24 protein-coding genes and 1 pseudogene are annotated in these 26,356 nt (G+C 71.3%); 14 read left to right on the top strand and 11 right to left on the bottom strand.

From position 1 onward, the window contains the following. From OG329_RS34425 to OG329_RS34395, 7 genes are all read right to left on the bottom strand, one after another. Positions 1-1,080: a Zn-dependent alcohol dehydrogenase gene (locus OG329_RS34425; RefSeq protein ID WP_405800432.1), complete on the bottom strand. Its 1,080-nt coding sequence runs from the start codon at positions 1,078-1,080 to the stop codon at positions 1-3. A gap of 18 nt (positions 1,081-1,098) precedes the next feature. Beyond that, the gene (locus OG329_RS34420) at positions 1,099-2,511 is read right to left on the bottom strand and encodes an aldehyde dehydrogenase family protein (protein ID WP_405800430.1); all 1,413 of its coding nucleotides are present in this window, start codon (positions 2,509-2,511) and stop codon (positions 1,099-1,101) included. Between the two features lie 110 nt (positions 2,512-2,621). Then, positions 2,622-3,986 carry an ABC transporter ATP-binding protein gene (locus OG329_RS34415; RefSeq protein ID WP_405800429.1) on the bottom strand — a complete coding sequence of 455 codons (1,365 nt, stop codon included), beginning with the start codon at positions 3,984-3,986 and terminating at the stop codon, positions 2,622-2,624. A gap of 122 nt (positions 3,987-4,108) precedes the next feature. Beyond that, entirely contained in the window at positions 4,109-5,404 is a 1,296-nt protein-coding gene (locus OG329_RS34410; RefSeq protein ID WP_405800428.1) for an MFS transporter, read from the bottom strand. After that, positions 5,404-6,870 carry a CitMHS family transporter gene (locus OG329_RS34405; protein WP_405800426.1) on the bottom strand — a complete coding sequence of 489 codons (1,467 nt, stop codon included), beginning with the start codon at positions 6,868-6,870 and terminating at the stop codon, positions 5,404-5,406. Before OG329_RS34405 ends, OG329_RS34410 begins: the two co-directional genes overlap by 1 nt. Before the next feature lie 150 nt (positions 6,871-7,020). Then, positions 7,021-9,279, bottom strand: coding sequence for a molybdopterin oxidoreductase family protein (locus OG329_RS34400; protein ID WP_405800424.1), 2,259 nt, complete (start codon positions 9,277-9,279; stop codon positions 7,021-7,023). 435 nt (positions 9,280-9,714) lie between these two features. Continuing rightward, positions 9,715-10,317, bottom strand: coding sequence for a TetR family transcriptional regulator (locus tag OG329_RS34395; protein WP_405800422.1), 603 nt, complete (start codon positions 10,315-10,317; stop codon positions 9,715-9,717). A 217-nt stretch (positions 10,318-10,534) separates the two neighbouring features. Here OG329_RS34395 and hmgA point away from each other — a divergent pair, with 217 nt between their 5' ends. The 3 genes from hmgA to OG329_RS34380 all read left to right on the top strand — a co-directional run bounded on the left by hmgA (position 10,535) and on the right by OG329_RS34380 (position 13,949). Beyond that, the gene (gene hmgA / locus OG329_RS34390) at positions 10,535-11,893 is read left to right on the top strand and encodes a homogentisate 1,2-dioxygenase (protein WP_405800421.1); all 1,359 of its coding nucleotides are present in this window, start codon (positions 10,535-10,537) and stop codon (positions 11,891-11,893) included. 19 nt (positions 11,894-11,912) lie between these two features. Continuing rightward, entirely contained in the window at positions 11,913-12,662 is a 750-nt protein-coding gene (locus OG329_RS34385; RefSeq protein ID WP_405800420.1) for a GntR family transcriptional regulator, read from the top strand. 81 nt (positions 12,663-12,743) lie between these two features. After that, positions 12,744-13,949, top strand: coding sequence for a type ISP restriction/modification enzyme (locus OG329_RS34380; RefSeq protein ID WP_405800419.1), 1,206 nt, complete (start codon positions 12,744-12,746; stop codon positions 13,947-13,949). A gap of 17 nt (positions 13,950-13,966) precedes the next feature. Here the strand turns inward: OG329_RS34380 and OG329_RS34375 are convergent, their stop codons facing one another. Continuing rightward, on the bottom strand, positions 13,967-14,680 hold the full coding sequence (locus tag OG329_RS34375; RefSeq protein ID WP_405800418.1) for a TetR/AcrR family transcriptional regulator: 714 nt from the start codon (positions 14,678-14,680) through the stop codon (positions 13,967-13,969). Positions 14,681-14,757: 77 nt separating this feature from the next. Here OG329_RS34375 and OG329_RS34370 point away from each other — a divergent pair, with 77 nt between their 5' ends. Then, positions 14,758-15,741: an ATP-binding cassette domain-containing protein gene (locus tag OG329_RS34370; protein ID WP_405800417.1), complete on the top strand. Its 984-nt coding sequence runs from the start codon at positions 14,758-14,760 to the stop codon at positions 15,739-15,741. Beyond that, positions 15,738-16,520, top strand: a complete 783-nt coding sequence (locus OG329_RS34365) for an ABC transporter permease (RefSeq protein WP_405800416.1) — start codon at positions 15,738-15,740, stop codon at positions 16,518-16,520. The genes OG329_RS34370 and OG329_RS34365 overlap by 4 nt, the downstream gene beginning before the upstream one ends. A 238-nt stretch (positions 16,521-16,758) precedes the next feature. Here OG329_RS34365 and OG329_RS34360 read toward each other — a convergent pair whose 3' ends face one another. Both OG329_RS34360 and OG329_RS34355 read right to left on the bottom strand, forming a co-directional pair. Continuing rightward, a complete protein-coding gene (locus OG329_RS34360) occupies positions 16,759-17,022 on the bottom strand; it encodes a hypothetical protein (protein ID WP_405800414.1) in 264 nt (87 codons plus the stop codon). Positions 17,023-17,331: 309 nt separating this feature from the next. Further along, positions 17,332-18,138, bottom strand: coding sequence for an SGNH/GDSL hydrolase family protein (locus OG329_RS34355; RefSeq protein ID WP_405800413.1), 807 nt, complete (start codon positions 18,136-18,138; stop codon positions 17,332-17,334). Between the two features lie 716 nt (positions 18,139-18,854). Between OG329_RS34355 and OG329_RS34350 the strand changes: the two genes are divergently transcribed. The 9 genes and pseudogenes from OG329_RS34350 to OG329_RS34310 all read left to right on the top strand — a co-directional run bounded on the left by OG329_RS34350 (position 18,855) and on the right by OG329_RS34310 (position 25,912). Continuing rightward, the gene (locus tag OG329_RS34350) at positions 18,855-19,799 is read left to right on the top strand and encodes a glycosyltransferase family 2 protein (RefSeq protein ID WP_405800412.1); all 945 of its coding nucleotides are present in this window, start codon (positions 18,855-18,857) and stop codon (positions 19,797-19,799) included. Then, on the top strand, positions 19,796-20,878 hold the full coding sequence (locus OG329_RS34345; RefSeq protein WP_405800411.1) for a glycosyltransferase family 2 protein: 1,083 nt from the start codon (positions 19,796-19,798) through the stop codon (positions 20,876-20,878). The genes OG329_RS34350 and OG329_RS34345 overlap by 4 nt, the downstream gene beginning before the upstream one ends. After that, complete coding sequence (locus tag OG329_RS34340) at positions 20,875-21,795, top strand: polysaccharide deacetylase family protein (protein WP_405800410.1); 921 nt, start codon at positions 20,875-20,877, stop codon at positions 21,793-21,795. Before OG329_RS34345 ends, OG329_RS34340 begins: the two co-directional genes overlap by 4 nt. A gap of 95 nt (positions 21,796-21,890) precedes the next feature. Further along, on the top strand, positions 21,891-23,000 hold the full coding sequence (locus tag OG329_RS34335) for a DUF5925 domain-containing protein (RefSeq protein WP_405800409.1): 1,110 nt from the start codon (positions 21,891-21,893) through the stop codon (positions 22,998-23,000). A gap of 57 nt (positions 23,001-23,057) precedes the next feature. Then, positions 23,058-23,525 (top strand): MarR family winged helix-turn-helix transcriptional regulator, encoded by a 468-nt coding sequence (locus OG329_RS34330; protein ID WP_405800407.1) that lies wholly within the window; start codon positions 23,058-23,060, stop codon positions 23,523-23,525. Further along, the gene (locus OG329_RS34325) at positions 23,522-24,412 is read left to right on the top strand and encodes an ABC transporter ATP-binding protein (RefSeq protein WP_405800405.1); all 891 of its coding nucleotides are present in this window, start codon (positions 23,522-23,524) and stop codon (positions 24,410-24,412) included. Before OG329_RS34330 ends, OG329_RS34325 begins: the two co-directional genes overlap by 4 nt. After that, the gene (locus tag OG329_RS34320; RefSeq protein ID WP_405800403.1) at positions 24,372-25,232 is read left to right on the top strand and encodes an ABC transporter permease; all 861 of its coding nucleotides are present in this window, start codon (positions 24,372-24,374) and stop codon (positions 25,230-25,232) included. Before OG329_RS34325 ends, OG329_RS34320 begins: the two co-directional genes overlap by 41 nt. Before the next feature lie 24 nt (positions 25,233-25,256). Beyond that, a pseudogene (locus OG329_RS34315) lies at positions 25,257-25,580 on the top strand (alcohol dehydrogenase catalytic domain-containing protein); the annotation flags it as partial. 203 nt (positions 25,581-25,783) lie between these two features. Continuing rightward, positions 25,784-25,912, top strand: coding sequence for a hypothetical protein (locus OG329_RS34310; RefSeq protein WP_405800401.1), 129 nt, complete (start codon positions 25,784-25,786; stop codon positions 25,910-25,912). A gap of 26 nt (positions 25,913-25,938) precedes the next feature. Here the strand turns inward: OG329_RS34310 and OG329_RS34305 are convergent, their stop codons facing one another. Continuing rightward, entirely contained in the window at positions 25,939-26,331 is a 393-nt protein-coding gene (locus OG329_RS34305; protein WP_405800400.1) for a GntR family transcriptional regulator, read from the bottom strand. Positions 26,332-26,356: the final 25 nt, after the last annotated feature.

The following is a 26,356-nucleotide window of genomic DNA, read 5'->3' as shown; positions in this document are numbered from 1 at the left end:
TCAGAAGACGATCAGCGCCCGGCCGCCGCGTCCGGCGAGCATGGTGTCGAACGCGGCCGGGATGCCCTCCAGTGCGATGCGTTCCGTCACCAGTGAGCCGAGGTCCAGCCGGCCGGCCCGGACGTGTCCGGCGAGGACCGGCAGATCGCGGACCGGGTCGCAGTTGCCGTACACACACCCGGACAGGGTGCGGCCCCAGTGGAACAACTCCAGTGCGTTGAACGTGACGTGCTGGTCCTTGCCGCCGATGCCGACGACCGTGGTCCGGCCGCCCCGGCGGGTCGACTCCCACGCCGTACGAATGGTGACGGCGCGGCCGACGCACTCCACGGCGACGTCCGCGCCATGGCCGCCGGTGAGTTTCCGTACGTCCTTGGCCGTGGTCGCGCAGGAGACGAGATAGTCGGTGGCGCCGGCCGCCCGCGCCAACTCCTCCTTCTCCGGGGAGACATCGACGGCGACGATCGTCGACGCGCCCGCGATACGGGCGGACTGGAGCACCGCGAGGCCGACCCCGCCGACGCCGAAGACCACGACGCTCTCGCCCGACCGCACCCGGGCGCTGTGGTGCACGGCGCCGTAACCGGTGAGGACGGCGCAGCCGAGCAGTGCCGCGTCGGTGAGCGGGATGGAGTCGGGGACCGGCAGGACGCAGTTCGCGGCGACGACCGTCTCCTCGGCGAAGGCGGCGACGTTCAGGCCGGGATGGAGCCGCGTGCCGTCCGCCGTACGGGCGTGGATCGCGCCCGCGCCGGTCAGTGCCGAGGCGCAGAGCCAGACTTCGCCGAGTCCGCAGTGGTGGCAACGGCCGCAGGACGGGGCCCAGTTGAGGACGACACCGTCGCCGGGGGCGACATGGGTGACGCCCTCGCCGACCGACAGGACCGTGCCCGCGCCCTCGTGGCCGAGGACGGCGGGGACGGGCAGGCGCATGGTGCCGTCGGTGAGGGACAGATCGGAGTGGCAGACCCCGGCGGCGGCCAGTCGGACGCGCACCTGGCCGGGGCCGGGCTCGGGCAGTTCGATGTCGGTGATCTCCAGCGGAGCCCCGACAGCGGGCAGGACGGCGGCGCGGACCACGATGGGTTGCCTCCCGGCTCAGAACTGGAGGGACTTGGTCTGAAGGTACTCGGCGAGACCGTGCGGGCCGAGTTCCCGGCCGACGCCCGACTGCTTGTAACCGCCGAACGGGGCAAGGGGGTTGAACCGGCCGCCGTTGATGTCGACCTGGCCGGTGTCCATCCGCCGCGCGAAGGCGACGGCCTCGTCCTCGTCGCCCGCCCAGACGGCGCCCGCGAGGCCGTAGACGGTGCCGTTGGCGATGCGCAGGGCGTCGTCCTCGTCCTCGTACCGCAGGATCGACAGGACGGGTCCGAAGATCTCCTCCTGGGCGATGCTCATCTGCGGGGTGACATCGGCGAAGACGGTCGGGGCGATGAAGTAGCCCGTCCCGTACGGGGGTTGGGCCCCGCCCACGACCAGTCGGGCGCCTTCGGCGACGCCCCGCTCTATGAACCCGCGCACCCGGTCCCGCTGTGCCGCGTTGACGACGGGGCCCACACGGCACAGTTCGTCGTACGGGTCACCCACCCGGTAGGAGGCGACGGCGGCCCCGGCGGCCTCCACCGCCGCGTCGTAGTGGTCGGTGTGGACCAGCATCCGGGTCCACGCGCTGCATGTCTGACCGGAGTTGGTCATCACGTTGGCGACACCGGCCTTGACGGCCTTGGCGAGATCGGCGCTCGGCAGGATCACGTTCGCGGACTTCCCGCCCAGCTCCAGCGCGACGCGTTTGACGGCCGCCCCCGCCGTGGCGCCGATCAGCCGGCCGACGGCGGTGGAGCCGGTGAAGGAGACGAGGTCGACGTCCTCGTGGGCGGCGAGCGCCTGCCCGGCGACGGCGCCGATGCCGGTGACCACGTTGACGACGCCCGCCGGCAGCCCCGCCTCGTGGACGGCCTCGGCGAAGATCCGCGCGGTCAGCGGGGTGTCCTCGGCGGGCTTGACGACGACCGTGCAGCCGGCGGCCAGCGCGGGCGCGACCTTGGCGACGATCTGGTGCAGCGGGTAGTTCCAGGGAGTGATCGCACCGACGACACCCACCGGCTCCATCAGCACCGTCGAGTTGCCGATCCGCTCCTCGAAGGCGTAGGAGGCGGCGAGTTCGGCGTACGAGCCCGCGACGAACACCGGCACCGAGGCGTGCACCGCCTTCGACAGCTTCAGCGGCGCACCCAGCTCGGCGGTGACGGTCTCGGCGATCTCATCCTTGCGGGCGGCCATCGCGTCGCGCAGGGCCGCGAGGCGCGCCGCGCGTTCGGCGGGCGCGGTGGCCGCCCAGCCCGGGAAGGCGGCCCGCGCGGCACGTACGGCGGCGTCGATGTCCTCGGCGGTGCCGGCCGGGACCTGCGCGATGACGAGCTCGGTCGCGGGGTTGACGACGGCGATGGTGTCGGGGCCGGCGGCGGGGCGCCACCGGCCGCCGATGTACATGCTGCTCTGTGCCTTCATCGGTGTTCCTCCCGGGGAAGAGGGCTGGCGGGTGCGGCCGGTTCGGCGTCGGCACACCCAAACTAGCGGTGTTAGTTTTCCGGCACCAGGGACCCCCGGGGTCCCGAACGTCACATGTCGAGGCCGGGCATGTCCATCGGCGCCGGACAGATCCGTTGGCCGTAGTGGTCGAAGACATAGAGATGCGCCAGGTCGACCAGGAGCGGCACCTGCGCTCCCGTACGCAGCCGCATGCCGGGGCCGGTCCGCACGACGAGGTCGCTCGACGTGATCGCGGGACGGTCCGGGGTGTACGTCGCCGGGCCCTGCGGCTCCGGGTCGTCCAGCACCACGACGGGACCCGAGACATTGCCGGGGACCCGGCCGGGCACATGAGCGGCGGCCCGCTCCCGCAGCCGCTCCAGGACACCCGGTCCGCCCCGGCGGCGGCGCGGCGCGGTCCTGGGCCGGGCCGATTCGAGATCCGGCACCACGGCGGGCCGCGAACCGGTGTTGAGATGCACCAGCGCCTCGTGCCCCTGGTACTCCAGGTGCTCGACGATGCCGCTCAGCGCCACCTCGCCGGGGCGCGCCTGGCTCGGCGGGGCGATGCGCGCCGCCTCGGAGCGCAGCCCGACGATGATCTGCCGGCCCTGCTGGATGCGGAGCAACTGGTGGTCGGGGCTGAGCGGTTCGGGCAACGGCAGCCGCTGGCTGCCGAGATCGATCGACATCCGGCCCTCGAGCGGCGCGTACACGACGGCCTGGAGCAGATTGATACGCGGGGTGCCGATGAAGGCGGCGACGAAGACGTTGCGCGGCAGCGCGTACACCTCGCGGGGCGAGCTGACCTGCTGGAGCACGCCGCCGCGCATCACCGCGACACGGTCGCCGAGTGACATCGCCTCGGCCTGATCATGTGTCACATAGACGGTCGTGACGCCCAACTCGGTCGTCAACTGGGCTATTTCAGCGCGCAGATGATTACGCAACTTGGCGTCGAGGTTGGACAGCGGCTCGTCCATGAGGAACGCCGAGGGGCGCCGCGAGATGGCGCGGCCCATCGCCACGCGCTGGCGCTCGCCGCCGGAGAGCTGACTGGGGTAGCGGTCCAGGACGTTCTCGATGCCGAGCATCCGGGCGGTGGCCTCGATGCGTTCGGAGCTGTCCTGCCGGGGATTCTCCAGCTTGAGGGGGAAACCGATGTTGTCGCGGTTGGTCATGCTCGGGTACAGCGCGAAGTTCTGGAACACCATCGCCATGCCGCGCTCACGGGGCGGCATGAGGTTGGAGCGCTCGCCGTCGAGCAGCAACTCGCCCTCGGTGATGTCCTCCAGACCGGCGATCATGCGCAGCACCGTGGACTTGCCACAGCCGGACGGGCCGAGCAGCACGACGAACTCGCCGGGGTCGATGTCCAGGGAAAGACGGTCCACGGCGCGTGTGGCCCGTCCGTACACCTTGCTGACACTGTGCAGAGAGATGGCGCGAGTCATGAGGAATTCCGCCCGGATGGTGAGAATGAGCACCTGGGACGCCTGAAGTTAGCCGACTACGCGGGGTCAGGGAATGACTCGGACAGGAGTCACAGGATGCGCTGTCCGGCGGCGACGCGAATTCAGCGGCGGTGGCGGCACTCGTCGGCGGCGACGGGCGGTTCCTCAGGAGCCGCTGCCGAAAGCGGAGTTGGTCGCGGCGTCGGTTGCGGCGTCGCCGGGGCGGCGTCGCGTGGAGTGCTCCGTACGCCCAGACCCGCCGCGCCCAGCAGCAGCACGCCGAGCATCAGGAACGGCGCGCCCGTGCCCGCGACCCCGGCGACAAGCCCGGCGGACGCGGGGGCCGCGACCTGACCGAGCCGGTTGCCGGTGAGCCTGAGCGCGAGGGCGGTGGAGCGGGCCTCGGCGGGCGCCGCCCGGACGACGGTCGTCATCGACAGCGGCTGGCCGACGCCGAGACAGAAACCGAGCGCCACGAGCATCAGCGCGAGACCCCATACCGGCACGGGCAGCGCGATCCCCGCGCACAGCAGCCCGCCGAGCAGACAGGAGGCGGTGAGCAGGACCGTACGCCCCACCCGCTGGATCATCGGCGTCATCACCAGCCGGCAGGCGATCGCGGCGGCGGCCCGCAGGCTCAGCAGCACACCGATCGTGGTCGGGGAGATGCCCCGGTCCTCGCCGATGACCGGGAGATACGCGGTGAGAATGTCCGTCGCCGAGAGCACGGCCAGACTGACGAGGATGCCGCTGGGGACGCCTCGGGTGCGCAGGATGCGCCGTACGGAGACCTTGCCGGACGTGGTCGGCCGGGCCTTACCGCGCGGCATGGCCTGCGTGGCCGGTGCCTCTATCCGCCGCAGACAGGTGAGGGACACGGCCGCGCCCCCGGCCGATACGACCAGGGCCAGCGCGCTCGTACGCCCCATCGCACCGTCCTGCCCGGAGACCAGCAGCCCGGCCGCGACCGGCCCGACGAGCTGGCCGAGCGACGCGCCGATGGTGAAGTGCCCGAAGTTACGGTCCTGGTCGGCCGGTGCGCTGCGGCGCGCGACGATGGACTGCGCGCCGATGACGAAGCAGAGATGGCCCAGGCCCATCACCCCGCTCCAGGCGGCGAGCGCGGCCGGCGAGCGCGCCGTACCGCTGAGGCCGCAGCCCACGCCTATGAGTACGGCGCCGACCGCCAGCAGGGGGACGCAGCGCCCCCGGTCGGTCCTGCGCCCCAGAGGTACGGCGGCGAACAGCGGCAGCAGCGCGTACACACCCGCGATGACACCGACCGCGCGCTCGTCGGCGCCGAGTGCGAGGGCCCGGTAGGAGACAGCCGGCCGGGCCATCGAGACCGCCGCCTGGGAGAAGGCGAAGGCGATGACGAGGCGCAGCAGCCAGCGCCGGTCCCCCGCCCCCGCCGGCATCAGATGATGCCGAAGAGGATCGCGGCCGCGAGGACGACGAGCGAGGTGAGCACGGCCCATTTGACGGTGAACCTGGTGTGGTCGCCGAATTCGACCTTGGCCATACCGACGAGGACGTAGACGGCGGGCACGAGTGGGCTCGACATGTGCAGCGGCTGGCCGACGATCGAGGCGCGGGCCACCTCCAGCGGGGAGACGCCGTGCGCGGCGCCCGCCTCGGCGAGGACGGGCAGGACGCCGAAGTAGAAGCCGTCGTTCGACATGAAGTAGGTGAGAGGCAGGCTCAGCAGTCCGGTGACGAGTCCCATCTGCGGGCCCATGCCCTCGGGGACGGCGCCCACCAGCCAGTCAGCCATGTGTTCGACCATACCGGTGCCGGTCAGGACGCCGGTGAAGACGGCCGCCGCGAAGACCATGCCGGAGACGTTGAGCACGTTGTCGGCGTGGGCGGCGATCCGGGCGCGCTGGTCGGTCATGGAGGGGAAGTTGACGGTGAGGGCGAGTGCGGCGCCGAGCAGGAAGAGGACCGGGATGGGCATGAGCTGCATGATCATCGCGGTGAGCAGGGCGAGGGTGAGTCCCGCGTTGAACCAGTAGAGGCGGGGGCGCAGGGTCGAGCGGTTGGGGTCGAGTCCCTGGAAGTCGTCGTCGTCCGTGGCGGGTTGTTCGGCGGCAGGGCTCTGGCTCTTGTCGAGGGACGTACCACCGCCGCCTCCGCCCGTCCTGCCGCGCTCAACTCCCTTGCCCGCGCTGCCGCTTCCGGCCTCCACGAGCACCGTCTCGGTGGCCGTCTCAGTGGCCGTCTCGGTCGCCGTCCCGCCCACCGGCTCCAGCACCTCGTCCAGGGTGAGCGTGCCGAGCCGCTTGCGCTCGCGCAGCCCCAGGACGTACGCGAGTACGAAGACGGCGAGCAGTCCGACGGCGAGCGCGGGGATCATCGGGACGAAGATGTCGGTGGCGTCCACCTTCAGCGCGGTGGCGGCGCGCGCCGTGGGGCCGCCCCAGGGAAGGGTGTTCATGACGCCGTTCGCCGTGGCGGCGACTCCGGTCAGGACGACCAGGCTCATCTTCAGCCGCTTGTAGAGCGGATACATCGCCGAGACGGTGATCATGAAGGTGGTCGAGCCGTCGCCGTCCAGCGAGACGATCGAGGCGAGCAGGGCCGTACCGACCACGATGCGCATCGGGTCGGCCCGGCAGAAGCGCAGGATGCCGCGCACGATCGGGTCGAAGAGACCGACGTCGATCATCACGCCGAAGTAGACGATGGCGAACATCAGCATCGCCGCGGTCGGCGCCAGATCGCCGACTCCCTCGATGACGTAGTCGCCCAGCTTCGCGCCCTGGCCGACCAGGACGCAGAACAGCGCGGGGATCAGTACGAGCGCCGCGATCGGCGACATCTTCTTCATCATGATCAGCACCAGGAAGGTGGCGATCATGACGAATCCGAGGATTGTCAGCATTTCGAGGGACCTCACGTTCACCGTTGAACTCCCACCGGAGTCGGCGGTGCGGATGACGTTAGGTGCCGATTCCGCGCGTTAACAAGATGTTGACGCGCGAGCAATACGCGCAAAACCCCAGGTCACGACGGGGCCACGCCGGGGTGCTGATCAGGCGGGGGTCAGCTCGACCGGAAAGCCGTTGAGGACCGACGTCCCCGACAGCGGGTCGCGCCGGCTTCCGTCGAGCAGTTGGTTGACGTTGACGCCCGGCCGTGCCTGGGCCACCGCCATCCGGGTGCCCGGCCGGTCGTGCCCCCAGCCGTGCGGCACGCTCACGACCCCCGTGCGGACCGTGTCGGTGATCTCCACCGGGATCGTGATCGCGCCCGCCTCGGTGGTGATACGCGCGGCTGCGCCGTCCACGAGGCCGAGCCGTTCGGCGTCCTCGGGGTGGACCTGGACCGTGCAGCGGTTCGAACCGCCGTTGAGCGTCGGCACGTTGTGCATCCAACTGTTGTTGGAGCGCGGATGGCGGCGCCCGACGAGCACCAGGGACGCGGGCCGCCCGGCGAGCGCGTCGCGCAGCCGGGGCAGATCGGCGGCGATCGGTGCGGGGAGCAGTTCGACGCGTCCGCTGCGGGTCTTGAGGAGTCCGGGGACGCGGGGTTTCAGCGGTCCGAGGTCGACACCGTGCGGCCGGTCGAGGAGCAGGGCGAGGGTGAGCCCCGCCGGGTCGGCGCCGAAGCCGTCGCCGTACGGGCCGAGGCGCAGCATCAGGTCGAGCCGCCGCTGTGGGCCATCGGCATGGGTGAGTCCGGCGGCCAGCCGCGCGGCGAGTTCCTTGGCGTCGCGTCCGTGCACGGGCGACAGCGGGTCGGTGACGGCCTTGGTGAGCGTACGGTCGATCACCTGGTCGTCCACGGCCGATGGGTCGGTCCCGTGCAGCCCGCCCACGGCGAGCACCAGCCGCGCCAGGATCTCGCACTCGTCCATCAGTCCGGCGGCCAGGGGGACGGCGGGCGGGCTGTAGCGGGCCTGATTGCGTACGGCGAGGCCGTTGAAGGCGAAGTCGAAGTGGGCGCTCTGGGAAGGCGGGGGCGGGGGCAGGACGACGTCGGCGTGGCGCGAGGTCTCGTTGAGATACGGGTCGACGCTGACCATGAAGTCCAGGCTGTCCAGCGCCCGGTCCAGGCGGCTGCCGTCCGGCGCGGAGAGCACGGGGTTGGCCGCGAGGGCGAGCACCGCGCGGATCCGTCCGTCGCCGGGTGTCTCGATCTCCTCGGCGAGGACGGCGATGGGCAGCTCGCCCTTGGCCTCCGGGTGGCCGCCGACCCTGCTGGCCCAGCGGCCGAGCGCGAATCCCTTGCCGGGGCCGGCGGGGCGGGGCGCGCGGTCGGTGGCGGAGAGCGGGAAGAGGGCGCCGCCCGGCCGGTCGAGGTTGCCGGTGAGGACGTTGAGGACGTCGATGAGCCAACTGGCGAGCGTGCCGTGTTCGACGGTGCAGCTTCCGATGCGTCCGTAGACGGCGGCGGTGGGCGCGGCGGCGAGTTCGCGTGCGAGGGTACGGATCTCCTCGGCGTCCAGGTCGCAGGCGGCCGCGACGGCTTCAGGCGTGAAGTCCCCCACCGCCTGCCGGAGTTCGGCGAGTCCCTCGAGATGGCCGGTCAGCGCGCCGGGGTCGGTGAGCCCTTCGGCGAACAGGACCTGGACGAGGGCGGCGAGCAGCAGGGCGTCGGTGCCCGGCCGGATGGCGAGGTGCCGGTCGGCGATCCGCGCGGTGCGGGTACGGCGCGGGTCGACGACCGTGAGGGTGCCGCCGCGCCCGCGCAGGGCCTTGAGCTTGCCGGGGAAGTCGGGCGCGGTGCACAGGCTGCCGTTGGAGTCCAGCGGGTTGGCGCCCAGGAGCAGCAGATGGTCGGTGCGGTCGAGGTCGGGCACGGGAATCGCGAACGCGTCGCCGAACAGCAGGCCGCTCGACACATGTTTGGGCATCTGGTCGAGGGTGGAGGCGGTGAAGAGGTTACGGGTGCGGAGCGTGCTCAGCAGGACGGGCGGGTAGAGGGCGCCGGCCATCGTGTGGACGTTGGGGTTGCCGAGGACGACACCGACCGACTGCGGTCCGTGCTCCGCGACAAGCGCGGGCAGCCGGGCGGCGATCAGCTCGAACGCCTCGTCCCAACTCGCCTCCCGCAGCTCGCCGTCCACCCGGATCAGCGGGGTGCGCAGCCGGTCCGGGTCGGCGTCCAGCCCTGCGAAGGAGGCTCCCTTGGGGCAGATGAAGCCCTTGCTGAACACGTCGTCACGGTCGCCGCGCGCTCCGGTGACCTTGGTCCCCTCGATGGTGAGGGTCAGTCCGCAGGTGGCCTCGCAGAGGGGGCAGACGCGCAGCGCGGTGCGGGCGGGGTGCGCGGGGCCGGTGGGCGGCATGGATCCTCCAGGTGCGGCGGCGACGGTGACGCACGAGCCCTCCCGAGCATACCGACCGGTACGGATGACGGAAGGGGGTCCGGAACGCTGACCGGGCCCGCCCGGCGGCCGGTTCGTCCTCAATCGCCGGACGGGCTTGATGTGCCCGCCGTCGTCGTGGGGCTGTCCTCAATCGCCGGACGGGCTTGGATTGGTCCGCCCGGCGGTGGGCTGTCCTCAAACGCCGGACGGGCTTGATGTGCCCACCGTCGTCGTGGGGCTGTCCTCAATCGCCGGACGGGCTTGGATTGGTCCGCCCGGCGGTGGGCTGTCCTCAAACGCCGGACGGGCTTGATGTGCCCACCGTCGTCGTCGGAGTGTCCTCAAACGCCGGACGGCTCGAATTGATCCGCCCCGTGGTGGGCTGACCTCAAACGCCGGACGGGCTTGGATTGGTCACCCCAACGTCCTTGCCAGATACGCCCGCACCAGTTCCCGTGTCTCCGCGATGATGTCCGGATCGCCCGACGCGTCCGCGCGGAAGGCGAGTTGGAGCAGCGCGTCCGCCGCCTCGACGGCGACCAGCACCGTCCGGCGCAGCGCGGCGTCCGGTACCCGCCGCAGATGCGCGGCGAGCAGCGTGGTCAGGCGGTCCGCGACGCGGCGGTTGGGGTCGGGGGTCGTACCGAAGTCGACCGGGCCGAAGCCGGGGACCGTGCGTTTCATGGCCAGATACTCGTCCAGGACCGCGTCGATCACGGACTGCCAGGCGGCGGCCGGAATCGTGGCGAGCCGGCGCTCGACGCGTTCGACGTAGCTGTCGAGATTGCGCCGGGCGAGGGCGTCGGCCATGTCGCGTTTGTTGCCGAAGAAGCGGTACACCGAGCCGATGGGCACCCCCGCCCGGGTGGCGACCGCGCGGGTGGACAGCTCGTCGTAGCCGGTCTCGTCAAGCAACTCGGCGCAGGCGTCGAGGATCCGGGCGAGGCGCACCGCGCTGCGTCGCTGCACGGGGACCGTGCGGAGGCCGTCGTGGGTGTCGGCGCTGACCTGGTGCACGGGCTGGCCCACCCTTCGGCGAGATCTCGGGCGAGATGTCTGGCGGTCACGGGCCCTTCGAGTCTCCCCCGGGAAGGGCCGCTGTTCGAGACGGCGTGGGCGGCCTCTTTCCGCCAACGGAACCAATTCCCGTTGACGCGCCACCGCTGGAATCCTACGGTTGAGCATAGGATTCAGCGACCGGGCAGGACAGCACGACGCGAGACGGGGAGCGACGATGAGCGGCATCGAGCGGGCGCGTAAGACGGCCGAGGGTCTTCAGTACGCCACGGGGTTCGGCAACGAGCACAGCTCGGAGGCTGTACGGGGCGCGCTGCCCGTGGGACGCAACTCGCCGCAGAGAGCCCCGCTCGGCCTGTACGCGGAGCAGTTGAGCGGCAGTGCCTTCACCGAGCCCCGCGCGCACAGCCGCCGCTCCTGGCTCTACCGCATCCGCCCTTCGGCGGCGCACCCGCCGTTCACCCGGACCGGCAACGGCGCCCTGCGCGGCGCGCCGTTCACGGAGTCCGCGCCCGACCCCAACCGGCTGCGCTGGGACCCACTGCCGGCTCCCGCGCCCGGCACCGACTTCCTGGCCGGGCTCTGGACGCTCGGCGGCAACGGCGACGCCGCGCGGCGCACGGGCATGGCCGTGCATCTGTACCACGCCAACTCCCCCATGAACGACCGGGTGTTCAGCGACTCGGACGGCGAGCTGCTGATCGTCCCCGAGCACGGCGGGCTGCTCATCGTCACGGAGTTCGGCCTGCTCGCCGCCGAGCCCGGTCATGTCGCGCTGATCCCGCGCGGGGTGCGCTTCCGCGTCGAGCTGCTGGACGAGACCGCGCGCGGTTACGTCTGCGAGAACTACGGCCGCCCCTTCGTCCTGCCCGACCTCGGCCCGATCGGCGCCAACGGCCTGGCCAACGCGCGCGATTTCCTGGCTCCCGTCGCCGCCTACGAGGACGTCGAGCGCCCGACGCAGGTGGTCAACAAGTTCTGCGGGAACCTGTGGACCGCGACGTACGACCACTCCCCGCTCGATGTCGTCGCCTGGCACGGCAACCATCTGCCGTACGTCTACGACCTGCGCCGGTTCAATGTGATCGGCTCCATCAGCTACGACCACCCCGATCCGTCGATCTTCACGGTGCTGACCTCGCCGTCCGACACCCCGGGCCTGGCGGGTGTCGATTTCGTGGTCTTCGCGCCGCGCTGGCTGGTCGGCGAGAACACCTTCCGCCCGCCGTACTTCCACCGCAACGTGATGAGCGAGTACATGGGCCTGATCGAGGGGGCGTACGACGCCAAGACCGCCGGTAAGGGAGGTTTCGTCCCCGGCGGCGGTTCGCTGCACAACATGATGTCGGCGCACGGGCCCGACCGGGAGACGTTCGACCGGGCGAGCGCCGCCGAGCTGAGGCCGCAGCGGATCGACGACGGTCTGGCGTTCATGTTCGAGACACGCTGGCCGGTGACCGCCACCGCCCAGGCGGCGACGGCCGGACACCTTCAGACGGGCTACGACAGCGTATGGCAGGGTCTGGAGCGCCACTTCAGGCCGTCTTCCGGCCCGGCGCCCACCGACAGACCCTGACCCTGACCCGGAGCCCGCCGTGACCGCATTCGCACCCGATTCGCTGGTCCTCAACCGCAAGTTGCCGCTGTGGTACCAGGTCTCGCAGTCGCTGCGCGCCTCCATACTCGGCCGGCGCCCGCACGACCCGTTGCGTCTTCCTACGGAGGAGCAGTTGGCCGGGCACTACGGCGTCAGTGTGCTGACGATGCGTCAGGCCCTGAAGGAGCTTGAGCAGGAGGGTCTGATCAGCAGGCACCGGCGGCGCGGCACATTCATCGAGCCGGGCGCGCGGCGCAGCGCGCCCCGCCGGCTGCTCGGCTCCATCGACGCGGTTGTCGCGCAGCAGTCGGGCGAGCGGACGACGGTGACGGGCCACGGCCGGGCGCCGGTGCCCGGCGAACTGGCCGAGTACTTCCCGGGCGTGGACGAGGTGACCCTCTACCGGCGGCTGCGCCGCGACGGCGAGAGCGGCGAGCCGACCAACTGGGCGGAGAACGCGCTGCGTACGGACATCGCGGACCGGCTCGATCCCGCCGATCTGGAGCGCTGGCCGATGACGAAGGTCCTGCGCGACGTGCTGGGGGTGCGGATCAGCCGGATCACGGACACGGTGGAGGCCACGCTCGCCGACCCGGCCACGGCCGGTCTGCTCCAAGTCCCGCTGCTCAGCCCGATCCTGCACTACACGGGTGTCACCTACGACGCGGACGGCCGGGTCGTGGACGTGGCCAGGATCCGCTACCGGGGCGACCGCTTCTCGTTCTCGGTCACGATGGAGACGGACTGACGGACCCCGCGGCCCCGGTCGGTACGCTTTCGCCGACGGCACGCGACGGACCGGGAGGGGTGTGCCCGTATGACGGCGCCGATGACAGCCCCGACGACGGCCCCGCTGCTGAGCGACCTCATGCCGTGGTCGGCGGCGCCGCTGCGGCTCGGCCGCAACTGGATCCTGGCCCCCGACGCCGCCTCGCTCACCGCGCGCTGGGACGCGCTGATACGGGCCGCGGAGCCCGAGCGTACGGCACTGTTCCGGCCGACCCGCTCCCGTACGCCGCACAGCGCGGTCGCCGCGCTGCCCGGACAGCTCACGGGCACGGGGAGGTTCGCGCGGGAGTCCGGGCGGTGTCCGGCGCCGCTGCGGGTGGGGCACGGTCCGTTCGACGAGCGGTATCTGATCCCCGACCACCGGCTGATCGACGTGGCCAGGCCGGAGCTGTGGCGGGTGGCCGACGAGCGTCAACTCTTCGCCGTGGAGCAGGGGTTCGTGCCCGGCGCGGCGGGTCCCGCGCTGCTGGTGAGCGCCCTGCTGCCGGACGGCCGCTCCCCCGCCGGGCGCCCCGGCCGGATCCGGCCCCTGTTCCGCCGGCCGGGCGGCGCGGAACCCAATCTGACGCCCGGCCTCCTGGAGTCGCTGACCGCGCGCCTGGGACACGAGGTCACCGCGCGCCAGTTGCTCGACTGGGCGGTGGCGGCGGCCCGCCCCTCGCCGCGCGGCTGTGTGGTGCCGCTGACCGCCGATCCGCGACTGTGGGCCAGGGGCGTCGAGTTGGGCGCCCAGCTCACCGCCGTCCAACTGCGCGGCGCGCGTGGCGGGGAGCGCCGCCGGCTGCCCGGCGGCCGTCGCCCGTACGTCCGCGCCGCCGTCCCCGCCCGCCCCACGACCATTTTTTACGGCTCCGAGGACGAGACGCTCCACATAGGTGACGGCCGGATCTCCCCCGTGCCGGTGGAGGCGTGGGACTTCCAGGTCGGTGGTGTCCGGATGATCGAGCTGTGGTTCGAGCGGCGCGCGGAGCGCCCGGAGCCGGGCACCCTGGAGGCGATCGGTCCGCGCGCCTGGCCGCAGGAGTGGACGTCGGAGCTGCTGGAGCTGATCACCGTACTCGCGCTCCTCGCCGGACTGCGGCCCCGGCAGCGGGAGTTGAGCGTGGCGCTGGACCAGGGGCCGGTGATCGGCACGGACACGCTGCGGGCCGCCGGTGTACTGCCGGTACCGGACCCGGCCCGGCGCCCCGCGTCGGTGCTGGACCACCACGAGGAGGGCCCGGACGGCCAGTTCGCGCTGATCTGAACCGTACCGACGGGGCGTCAGCCGCTCCCGAACGAGTCCAGCACCCGGCTCAGCGCCCGGTCGAAGACGGCCTCCATGTCGACGGGTCCCGAGTCCTCCGCCAGGGCCGCCGCGAGGCGCGGGTAGCGCCCCGAGGCGATCTGCTTCGCCAGATACGCCGCCCGGATCTCCTGCTCCCGCTCGGCCGGCCAGGGAAGTGAGCGGGTGCGTTCGGCGCTCTGGACCTCGTTGGAGACGTATGTGGTCACGACGCCGTTCACCATCGCCACCAGCTCCACCTTCCGGCCGTACGGCAGGTCGAGCGGATCCAGGCACCACAGGCTGAATTCAAGGAACTTCATCGTGTTCGGACTGAAGCCGTAGGCCGCCGACATCAGGCGCGCCATCCACGGATGGCGCCGCATGATCGCCCGTGCCTGGTGGGCCAGCGCCGTCAGATCGGCCCGCCAGTCGCCGGTGGGCCGCTCGGGCAGATCGTGCTCGTCGGCGACCAGGTCGACCATCAGCTCGTACAGGTCCTCCTTGCGCGGCACGTAGTTGTACAGCGACATCGTGCCGCAGCCCAGCTCCCCGGCGACCCGGCGCATGGAGACGGCGTCCATACCGTCCGCGTCCGCGATCCGCACGGCGACGGCCGCGATCTCGGCGCGGGTGTGGGCGGGCCTGGGGCCACGGGCGGCGCGCTCGGGACGCGACCAGATCACTTCGGGTTCAGCAGGTCGCCCCGCCATCGGTCATCACCTCGTCCGCCATTCTCCCCCAGGGAGTCAATTACGTACATCGTACGTAGTGAGGTACGGTGGGCCGCATGAAAACTACGTACGCCGTACTTAGTGAAGGTCTGGAGAAGCGGTTCGGCGAGGTCCACGCCCTGCGCGGCCTGGATCTCGCCGTCGCCCCCGGCACGGTCTGCGGGGTGCTGGGGCCGAACGGCGCGGGCAAGACCACAGCCGTACGCGTCCTCACCACCCTCAGCCGTCCCGACGGCGGATCGGCCACCGTGGCCGGGCACGACATCGCGAAGGAGCCGGCGGCGGTGCGCGCCGCGATCGGGGTCGCCGGCCAGAACGCCTCCGTCGACAGCGAGTTGACCGGCCGCGAGAATCTCCGGCTGTTCGCGAAACTGCTGCGTCTGAGGGGTGCGGCGGGCCGGGCCCGCGCGGACGAGCTGCTGGAGCGCTTCGAACTCGACCAGGCGGCCGACCGGGCCGCCCGCACCTACTCGGGCGGCATGCGCCGCCGCCTCGACCTGGCGTCCAGCCTGCTCACCCGGCCCCGGGTGCTCTTCCTCGACGAGCCGACGACCGGACTCGACCCGCGCAGCCGGGGCCAGATCTGGACGGCGGTGCGCGAGCTGGCCGCCGAGGGCACGACCGTCCTGCTGACCACCCAGTATCTGGAGGAGGCCGACCAACTGGCCGACGACATCGTGCTGATCGACCACGGCCGGGCGGCGCACCGCGGCACACCCGCCGAACTCAAGTCCCGCATCGGGTCGTACGCGGAAGTGACCGTCGCCGAGGACGCCACCGAGGCGGTCTTCCTCGCCGCCGCGGGTGTGCTCGACCAACTGACCGGCGCGCTCCCGGTGATCGACCGGGAGCGCCGGGCGGTGGGCGCCGTGGCGACCGACGCCACGCTCACCCTGCCCCGGATCGTCCGCGAGCTGGACACGGCGGGGGTGCCGGTCATCGACGCGAGCCTGCGTCCGCCGACGCTGGACGAGGTGTTTCTGCGACTGACCGCTGGCGCGGACGCGCCGCACAGGGCCACCGAGAGGAGCGCCGCGTGAGCACCGTCGGCTACGAAAGCACGGCCGTTCTCGGCCGCCATCTCCAGCGGATCAGGCACTCCCCCGGTGTGGTGGTGCTCACCCAGACCATGCCGATCACGATGCTGCTGTTCTTCGGCTTCGTCTTCGGCAGCGCGCTGGCGACACCGGGCCAGGAGTACCGGGCCTTCCTGGTGCCGGGCCTGCTGGCGGCGACGGCGGCCGGCGGCATGATGACGGGCATGTTCCAGTCCGCGCAGGACGCGCAGCGCGGCGTGATGGACCGCTTCCGCACGATGCCGATGAGCCGGGTCGCCGTACCGCTGGGCCAGACGGCGGCCGATGTGCTCACCACGGCGATCGGCATCGTGCCGCTGGTGCTGGTCGGGGTCGCCGTGGGCTGGCGGATCGAGGGCTCGGTGCCGGGCGCGCTCGGGGCCTTCGGTCTGCTGCTGCTGTTCCGCCTGGCGACGACCTGGGCCGGCGCGTATCTCGGTCTGCTCATCCGTAACGAGGAGATCGCGGGTCAACTGGGCAGTGTCACCTTCGTGCTGCCGCTGCTCTCGAGCGCGTACATTCCCACGGAGGGTCTGCCGGGCGGGCTCCGCGTGGTCGCCGAGTGGAATCCGATCAGCGCGGTCGCGGCGGCCGTACGCGAGCTGTGCGGCAACGCGTCGCCGAACCCGGACGCGGCCTGGCCGTCGGCGAATCCGGTGGCGGGTGCGCTGCTGTGGGCACTGGTGCTCCTGGCGGTGTTCGTACCGCTGACGGTGCGCAGATACACGAGGAGCGGCGCGTAGGTCCTGTGCCGTTCCGTCGCACCACCGTCCCTCGCCGTCCCTTCCGCTGCCGCCGGTTCACCTTGCCGGGTGGTGAGGCGGCGGCACCGCGGGGGACGGTTCCGGGTTCCGGGCTCGGCGAGCACACCGACGCACCGCCGCGGGCCCCGGGAGTGACGGGCGAGCGGAGAGCGGCGCTGCGTCGAAGCGGTGTGATCGCCCGAGCGCTCCGGGGGTCGGCCGACGCCGACCGGTCGGCTCAGCGGCGGCTGCCGAAGAGGGACCGTCGCAGCCGCCGCAGCGGTGCGAACAGGGAGACACGCGCGCTCTTGCTCTTACGGGTCCGCACCTCGTCGCGCGAGGTCAACTCCCGCATCAGGCTCGTCGCTTCGGCCGACTCGCGCTGCGGGACGGCAGGGCCGCCGAGCACCGAGAGATGGCGGTCGAGCCGTGAACTGGTCGCGCTGCTCCCACATGTGATGGCAGGTACTCGCGCCCTGCTGTGCATCGTTATCTGATCCATGTCACTCCCCACCCGTACGAGGGCACCCGGCTCGGGCAGGTTAACCCTATCGCCCCCGTAGGACACACGTGTATCCCGCCTCAAGGATTGACAGCACCCGTACGGGGATGGCAGTCCGCCCGTCGAATCCATTATATTCCAGGGCGAGTTGGACAATCGACCACCGGATTCTCCGATCGGATCGAACGCCGATTCCGGTCCGCCGGCCCCGGGGGGACGGCGGACCGGCACCGGTCCGGCGGTCAGTTCGTACGATCCGCGATTGGGTCAGACGGCCGAAGGGACCGAGGAGGCCGAAGAGACCGAAGGTCAGACGGCCGAGGAGAAGGCCGGCAGATAACCACCCGACTGGCCCTGGGCGGTGGGGTGGTACGACTCACCGATGTTCGTCCAGTTCACGCTGTGCAGCCAGGACGCCGGCGAGCAGATCTCGTGCCCGGTGAAGGTGGCGGTGACGTCCGCGAAGCGGTAGCCGCGGTCGGCGGCGCGCTTGGCGAGCAGGGTGTTGAGGTGGTCGGCCGCGCCGTTGATGGCGGCGCGCTCCTTCTCGGTCATGCCCACCACGCACGTGCCGTTGAGCTGGTAGAAGCGCGGGTATCCGACGACGACGACCTGGGCGGCCGGGGCCTTGGCGCTGATCGCGTTGTAGACGGAGTCGAGTTGAGCGGGCAGCGTGTTGTCGACGTAGGCGCGCGCCGTGTTCACCCGTGCCACACAGTTGGCCTCGGACTGCAGGACGCAGGTGGTCATGACGTCCGCGAAGCCGGCGTCGTTGCCGCCGACGGTGATGCTGACGAGGTCGGTCCCGGAGTTGACGGCGCCGAGCTGACTGCCGGTCACATCACCCGTACGAGCGCCCGAGCAAGCGGCGAAGGCGAACGACGAGGGTGAGTTGGCGGCGGCCCACAGGGCGGGGTAGGCCCGGTTGGTGCGCTTGCAGTCGCCGCTGCCGCTGTCGTAGGCGCCGGACCCGACGCCGGAGGAGTAGGAGTCGCCGAGGGCGACGTAGTCGAGTGCCGCGGCTTCGGTGGCCTGGGCCTGGCTCGCGCCGGTGAGCGCGAGGACGGCGCCGAGCAGGAGCGAGGACGAGAGCGCGGCGAATCTGGTCAGCTTCATGGAACCTCCATTGAGCAGGATCTCTGCCTCAACGTTCGTACCAGGCAAGGGACTTCACTGGAAGTGTCCATGCCAAGAAGATCCGGTGAGATGTTGCAGATGGACGCGCGTATACCGTTCGAACCCGCTCGAACGGGGGCGTGCCATAGGACGGATTGAGTAAATCGGAACAGGGAGGTTCCGGAAACCACCGGTCGAAGTACAGCCAAATAGCAAATAGGCGCGGTCATGTCGCAGCCCTTGCCATACAGTCGTAAGTATCAATACCTTCGGACATCCACCCGCATCGGTCCGTCATGGAGAGCGACTTCAGGGGAGGGCTCGGACGTCGCGGCGGCTCCCGGCGCGGAGCGCGGTAGGTCGTGTCTGACAAATAGCGCCGTCCGCCCGCAGGGCGGGGCGCGCGCCCGCCGCGGAGTGGCTGATGACTGGCGTCGGTGCGTGCGATCGCAAGGCGGAGGATCGCCCTCGTACTGGAGGTACTTGGGTGACTGACGACAACGCGGCGAGCGTGCGTGCCGGGCGTCGCGCGCCAGGCGGGATTTGTCAGACACGGCCTTGGGGGGTGCCGCGCGGTGTACTTCCTGTTGCAACTCACCTGACAGGCACGGAGATCCACGCTGTCACGCACAGGGTGAGAACCCCCCTTTCGAACCGGCACATCATCCGGACCGCCCGGGGGCGGGCGGTCCACCGGTGGAGAGGGAAACGATCCCGTGAGCTCATTCGCGCGCCCGGCGGTCCCGGGCGAAGACCCGTTGGCCGTGCCGTTAACCATGCCGTTGGCCGTGCCGTATTCCGGCCATGTTCTCGACAACGCACCGGACGAACCGCTCGACCACTTTCCCGGCCGATACCGGTTGGTCTCCTCGTATCTCGCGATCGCGCCGCCGGTGAGCGTGGTGATCCCCGCGATGAACGAGGCGGAGAATCTGCCGTACGTCTTCAAGACACTGCCCGACTGGATCCATGAAGTCGTCCTGGTGGACGGGAACTCCACCGACGGCACGGTGCGCGTCGCACGCGAGCTGTGGCCGGACGTCAAGGTCGTCGAGCAGCGCGGCAAGGGCAAGGGCGACGCCCTGATCAGCGGATTCGCCGCCTGTACGGGCGACATCATCGTGATGGTCGACGCGGACGGCTCGGCCGACGGTCACGAGATCGTCAGCTATGTGTCGGCCCTCGTCTCGGGCGCCGACTTCGCCAAGGGGTCCCGGTTCGCCAACGGCGGCGGCACGGACGACATGACGCTGATCCGCAAGCTCGGCAATCACGTCCTGTGCTCGGTGGTGAACGCCAAGTTCGGCGCCCGCTACACCGACCTCTGTTACGGATACAACGCCTTCTGGCGGCACTGTCTGGACCGGATCACGCTCGACTGCACCGGATTCGAGGTCGAGACCCTGATGAACATCCGCGTCGTCAAGGCCGGTCTGCGGGTGCAGGAGATCCCGAGTCACGAGTACGACCGCATACACGGCGTGAGCAATCTGCGGGCCGTACGCGACGGGCTGCGGGTCCTGAGGGTCATCCTGAGGGAGAAGGGCGTCCCCAGGGCCGCCCGGCGCCGGCCGCGCGCCGTCCGGCCCCTCCTGCCGCTCGCGGTCCCCAAAGGCATTCCCGGGGCCGTCATCGGGCAGCGGCGAGGAGAGGTCACATGATCGACCGTCAACTCCACCGCTCGTTCTCCGTGGTGGTCTGCGCGTACACACAGGAGCGGTGGGAGGACATCCTCGCCGCCGTCGACTCCGTACAGAGGCAGTCGATGCCGGCCACGGAGACGCTGCTCGTGGTCGACCACAACGAGGCGCTGCTGGAACGCCTCCGCGCGTGGTACGGCGCCCCGGCACCGGCGGACGGTGGTGAAGTACGGGTGCTGGCCAACGCGGGGCCCCGTGGTCTCTCCGCCGGGCGCAACACCGCGATCGCCGCCGCGCGCGGGGACTTCGTGGCCTTCCTGGACGACGACGCCGTCGCGGATCGCGACTGGCTGCGGTATCTCGCGGCGGGCTACGGCGATCCACGGGTGATGGCCGTCGGCGGCAGGACCCTGCCCGCCTGGTCCCCGGGGGGCCGGCCGGTCTGGTTCCCCGAGGAGTTCGACTGGATCGTCGGCTGTACGTACCGGGGTCTGCCGCCCGGCAAGGTGCGGGTCCGCAACATCCTGGGCGGCAACGCCTCCTTCCGCCGTACCGCGTTCGACTCCGCCGGGGGCTTCGCCACCGGCATCGGCCGGGACGGCGACCGGCGACCGCTGGGCTGCGAGGAGACGGAGCTGTGCATCAGGCTCAGCGAGGCGCTGCCGCACGCCGTGCTGCTGATCGACGACCGCGCGGTGATCCACCACAAGGTGCCTCCGGCGCGTACGCGGTTCGGGTACTTCCGTACGCGCGCCTACGCCGAAGGGCTGTCGAAGGCCCTCGTCGCGCGAAGTGTCGGCGCGGGCAAGGGACTTGAGTCGGAGCGGCGCTATGCCACGCGGGTGCTGCCCGCCGGGGTGGCGCGCGGGCTGCGCGACGCGGTGCGCGGGCCGGGGCGCGGACGCGGGGGTGCGCGGCGGGCCGGGGCGATCGTGGCCGGGGTGCTGACGACGACGGCCGGGTATGTCGTGGGCAGCGCCCGCGCGCGCCGGGGCCCGGTCACGTTCTCGTCCGGACCGATCACACCGGCGACGACAGCGGAGACGGCGAAGCCCGTCACCACGGCGGCGCGGGACAGTCCGCGAGGTGCGGCCGTATGAGCATGGGCATGGGCGACGGCGCGCCACCGCGGCCCGGACCGGGCTCCGGGGAGCCCGTACCGATCCTGATGTACCACGCCCTCGCGCACCGGCCGGCCCCGTCCGTGCGCGCCCTGTCCGTGGCGCCGGAGGCGTTCGCCGAGCAGATGGCGCTCCTCGGCGAACGGGGGTTCACTCCGCTGACGACGGCGGCGCTGGCCGCCGTCTGGCGGGGGCACGGGCAACTGCCGGCCCGGCCGGTGCTGATCACCTTCGACGACGGGTACGAGGGCGTGCACCGGCACGCCCTGCCCGCCTTGGCCCAACACGGCTTCGCGGCCACCCTGTTCGTCTCCACGGGGTGGCTGCGCGGCCCGTACGACGAGGGCGGCGCCCTCGACACGATGCTCGACTGGGACCAGGTGCGCCAACTGGCCGCCGGAGGTGTGGAGATCGGCGGCCACAGCCATACGCATCCGCGACTGGACCAGCTCGACGGCGGGCGCCTGGGCCACGAGACGGCGCGCTGCCGGGAGATCGTCGCCGCCGAACTGGGCGCGGCGCCGGTCTCGTTCGCGTACCCGTACGGCTACTCGACGCGCCGCGTACGGCGCGCGGTGCGGGCCGCCGGGTTCGAGCAGGCGCTGGCCGTGGGCAACGCGCTCGCCCGCCGGGGCCAGGGCCCGTACGCCCTGAAACGCGTCACGGTCCGGCGCTCCACGGGGATCGGCGAGTTCGCGCGGCTGATCGACGGCCGGGGCCTCGGCGGCCTCTTCGCGGCCGACCGGGCACTGACGAAGACGTACGCGGTGGTCCGGGCGGTACGGCGGGCCGGCCGTCCCCTCGATCGCGGGACAGACTTCGTACGCGGCCCGTCCGGCGGCCTTCCAGCCCGTCCGGCGATTGAGGACAACACACGCAGCCCGTCCGGCGATTGAGGACAGCACACCCAGCCCGTCCGGCGATTGAGGGCGAAGCCGGCACCGCGCTAAACGCCGTGCGCCGACCGCGCCCGTGCCGGATCATGGGCGCCATGTCTGCCAAGCCTCAGGACGCACTGCCGATTCGGCTCAACGTCGACGACAGCGACTCGCCGTCGGATGTGGTCGACGCGCTCTTTCTCGGCCGTTTCGCGACGGGCGAGCAACCCCACTCGCACAGTTCGTCCATCGACCGCGTCAGGTCCGGCGCCTCCCTGCTGCCACCGGACGCCACCGTGCTGCGCTCGGCCCGTGACGACGACCGCAGCGCCATTCTCGCCGAGGGCGACGGCTGGACGCTGCTCGTCTCGCGCTGGAACCGGGGCGCGGACGTCACGGTGACCGCGACCACCCCCGAACTCGCCGAGAAGGTGCACGGCGAGGCGACCGCAGGCGCGCAGGACGAGCCAGAACCGGTGCCCGAGAACGTGACCATGGGGTTCTGGTACGACTCCCCGCGCCGTGGCCCGCACCGCACGACCCGCCAGATCTCGGCCGGTACGTGGGACGAGGTCCGGGCCAACTACACGGCCCCGGTGGCCGACGCGATGGACCGGCTGATGAAGGTGACGCCGGACGACATCTCCGGCCGGCTGCTCCTGCTGCACGGCCCGCCGGGCACCGGCAAGACGTCCGCGCTGCGGACGCTGGCCCGCTCGTGGCGCGAGTGGTGCCAGGTGGACTGTGTCCTGGACCCGGAGCGGCTGCTCAACGACGTCGGCTATCTGATGGACATCGCGATCGGTGAGGACGAGGGCTCGGCGAAGGGCCGCTGGCGGCTGCTGCTCCTGGAGGACTGCGACGAGCTGATCCGTGGCGAGGCCAAGCACACGGCGGGCCAGGCGCTCTCGCGGCTGCTGAATCTCACCGACGGGCTGCTCGGCCAGGGCAGGAGCGTCCTGGTGGGCGTGACGACCAATGAGGACCTGGAGCGTCTGCACCCGGCGGTCGTCAGGCCCGGCCGCTGTCTGGCCCGTATCGAGGTGGGCTCGCTGACCCGTCCGGAGGCGGAGACCTGGCTCAGCCGGGAGGATGGCGACTGGGAGGGAGCGGTGGGCCGGGAGGGGGCAACGCTGGCCGAGCTGTTCGCCTTGCGCCGTGGCGGTGGCCCGACGTCGGTCCCGGGTCAGTCGAAGGGCACGGACGCGGGCATGTATCTCTAGAGCGGCCCTTATGTACCTTTTCTGGCGATAGCTCCTAGTCAGAGCTAAAATGAAGGCATGACTTCGATCGAGTCGTCCGACTCGCTCTCCGACTCGCTCGCCGATGTGCTGGCAGGGGTTCAGCGCATGATCCGGCGGCGGCTGAGGGCGGGTCTGACGGAGCCGCGGTTGCGGGGCGCGCAGATCGATCTGCTGCGGCTGGTCGCGACCCGGCCCGGAATCCGGGTGTCGGACGCGGCGAAGGAGCTGTATCTCGCCGGGAACTCGGTCTCCACGCTGGTCAATCAGCTCAGCCGGGCCGGATATCTGCGTCGCGGGACCGATCCCGCCGACCGCCGGTCCGTGCTGTTGCTGCCGACCGAGGCGGCGACAGCGCGCCTGGGCGACTGGGCGGCGCGGCGCTCCGCGCTGGTTCGCGAGCAGGTGGGCCGGCTGACCGACGAGGAGCGGGCGGCCCTGGCTGCGGCGCTGCCGGCGCTGCGCAGCCTCGCCCGCCATCTGCACGAGGAAGTGGAGGGCGCATGACCGACGGAGACGTCACCCCCGCTGATACCACCGCCGACGGGTCCGCCACCGAGGCCGTGAGCTGCCGGGGGCTGGACTACTCCTTCGGCGACACCAAGGCCGTCGACGGCCTCGACCTCTCCGTCCGCACCGGCGAGGTCTTCGGTCTGCTCGGCCCCAACGGCGCCGGAAAGACGACCGCGATCCGCTGTATCACCACCCTGCTGCCGGTCCCCGCGGGCCTGGTGCGGGTGTTCGGACACGACGCCGCGAAGGAGAAGATGGCGGTGCGCCGCCTGCTGGGGTACGTACCGCAGCAACTGTCCGCCGACGCCGCGCTGACCGGCCGCGAGAACGTGACACTGTTCGCGCGCGTCTTCGACGTCCCACGCCGCGAGCGCGCCGAACGGGTCGCCCAGGCGCTGGACGCGGTCAATCTCACCAACGCCGCCGACCGGATGGCCGCGACGTACTCCGGCGGCATGATCCGCCGGCTGGAACTCGCGCAGGCGCTGGTCAGCGCGCCCCGGCTGCTGATGCTGGACGAGCCGACGATCGGTCTCGACCCGATCGCCCGCAGCAGCGTGTGGGAGCGCATCAACGCCGTGCGGCACGCGACCGGCATGACCGTGCTGGTGACCACGCACTACATGGACGAGGCCGAGCAGTACTGCGACCGGGTCGGACTGATGCACCAGGGCCGGATCCACGCGCTCGGCACGTCCGGGGAGTTGCGGAACGAGCTGCGCGAACGGCGCCGTGCGGAATCGGGCGCGGCGGCCGGGCCGGACACCGTACCGACGCTGGAGGACGTGTTCCGCGAGGTGGCCGGGCAGGGCCTGGACGAGGAGGGAGGCGACTTCCGCGATGTCAGGAACACCCGCCGGACGGCGTCCCGCGTCGGCTGAGGGCGCCGGCCCCGGACGGTTCGATCTGCTGCTCGAGCCGCCCCGGCCCCGAACGGGCTGGCGGGTACTGCCCGCCAGGGTTCTCGCCATGTGCGTGGTCGAGCTTCAGAAGCTGCGCCACGACCGCACCGAGCTGTACACCCGCGCCATCCAGCCGGCCCTGTGGCTGCTGATCTTCGGCGAGACCTTCACCCACATCAAGGCCATCCCGACCGGCGGCATCCCCTACATCGACTTCCTCGCGCCCGGCATCATCGCCCAGTCCGCGATGTTCATCGCGATCTTCTACGGCATCATGATCATCTGGGAGCGGGACGCCGGAATCCTGACCAAGCTGCTGGTCACGCCCACCCCGAGATCCGCTCTGATCAGCGGAAAGGCGTTCGCCTCCGGGGTGAAGGCGCTGATCCAGGCGCTCGTGGTGATCCTCATCGCCGCCGCCCTCGGAGTGGGGCTGACCTGGAATCCGCTGAAACTGCTCGGGGTCGCGGTCGTGGTGATCCTCGGCTCGGCCTTCTTCTCGTGCCTGTCGATCACGATCGCGGGCATCGTGCTCACCCGTGACCGGCTGATGGGTATCGGCCAGGCCATCACCATGCCGCTGTTCTTCGCGTCGAACGCGCTCTATCCGGTGGCGATCATGCCGGGCTGGCTCCAGGTGGTCAGCAAGATCAACCCACTGAGCTATCAGGTGGACGCCCTGCGCGGACTGCTGCTCGGTACGCCCTCCCATCTCCTGCTGGACTTCGGCGTGCTGGCCTTCGCGGCGCTCGTGGGCATCACCGCCGCCTCGTCGCTGCTGGGCCGGCTGGCGAGATGATCCAAACAATGTGCGTCGACGACGATGCGAGCGGTGCGATACGAGCGGTACGGACCACCGGAGGTCCTGACGGTCCACGAGGTTCCAGTGCCGACGCCGGGCCCGGGGACGGTTCTCGTCAAGGTCCATGGCACAAGCGTCAACCCCGCCGAGGCGCTGGTGCGTTCGGGCCGGATGAAGGTCATGAGCGGGTTCCGTTTCCCGAAGGGAACGGGTGAGGACTTCTCCGGCGAGATCGTCGCCGTGGGCCCCAGGGCCGACGAAAGCCTTGTCGGTGAGCATGTCTGGGGCCTCGTCCACGGGATGAACGCCGCCACCTGCGCCGAGTACATCACCGTGAAGCAGTCGCAGTTCACCCGCGCGCCCACCACGATCGACCTGGTGACGGCAGCCGCCGTCCTGATGCGGGTCCGGGGGCTGGGACGGCGGGTGGGCGCCGTCTTCCTGTTCGCCGTGGTCGGCGGCCTCGTCCTCAGCGCGATGCCGAAGTACGCGTTCGGCGCGACCGCCTGGATGATCCTCGGACTGCGGGCGGCACTCTGCTGCGGTCCGTGGCGTACTTCGACGGCAACGGCGCTCTCATGCCCGTACTGGTGCCGACGTCTTGGATGGCCGCGGGAGTGGTCCTGTTCCTGTTCGGGATGGCGCGGGCCCGCAAGCAGGCCATGGCCGCCGCGTAGGCGGGCGCGTAGGGCGCGTCGAGCGGTCAGCTCCCGGACACTCCCTGGCGGGAGTACGCCGCCCGTACCGCGTCCTCGGCCAGTGACAGCGCCCGCGCGCGGGACAGGCCCAGCCGTCGCGCCTCCTCGGCGTACGCCTGGGCGGCGGCAGCCGCCTTGCGGTCCGCCGCGTCGCCCGCCGCCGCGACGAACGTGCCGTTGCGGCCGCGTGTCTCGATCACCCCGTCCGCCTCCAGGGCCCGGTACGCCTTGGCGACGGTGTTCGCCGCGAGGCCGAGTTCCCCGGCGAAGCCCCGTACCGTCGGAAGCTTGTGTCCCACGGGCAGCGCACCCGAGCGCGCCAGTTCGGAGATCTGGGTGCGCAGTTGCTCGTACGGGGCGGCGGCAGCGTCGTCGTCGATGGCGATTCTCAAGGTCACACGGCCGATTGTCCCCCATCCCCCG

It is taken from the genome of Streptomyces sp. NBC_01506 (genome assembly GCF_045040295.1).
Classification (GTDB): domain Bacteria; phylum Actinomycetota; class Actinomycetes; order Streptomycetales; family Streptomycetaceae; genus Streptomyces.
This window is presented reverse-complemented; position numbering and strand designations above follow the sequence as displayed.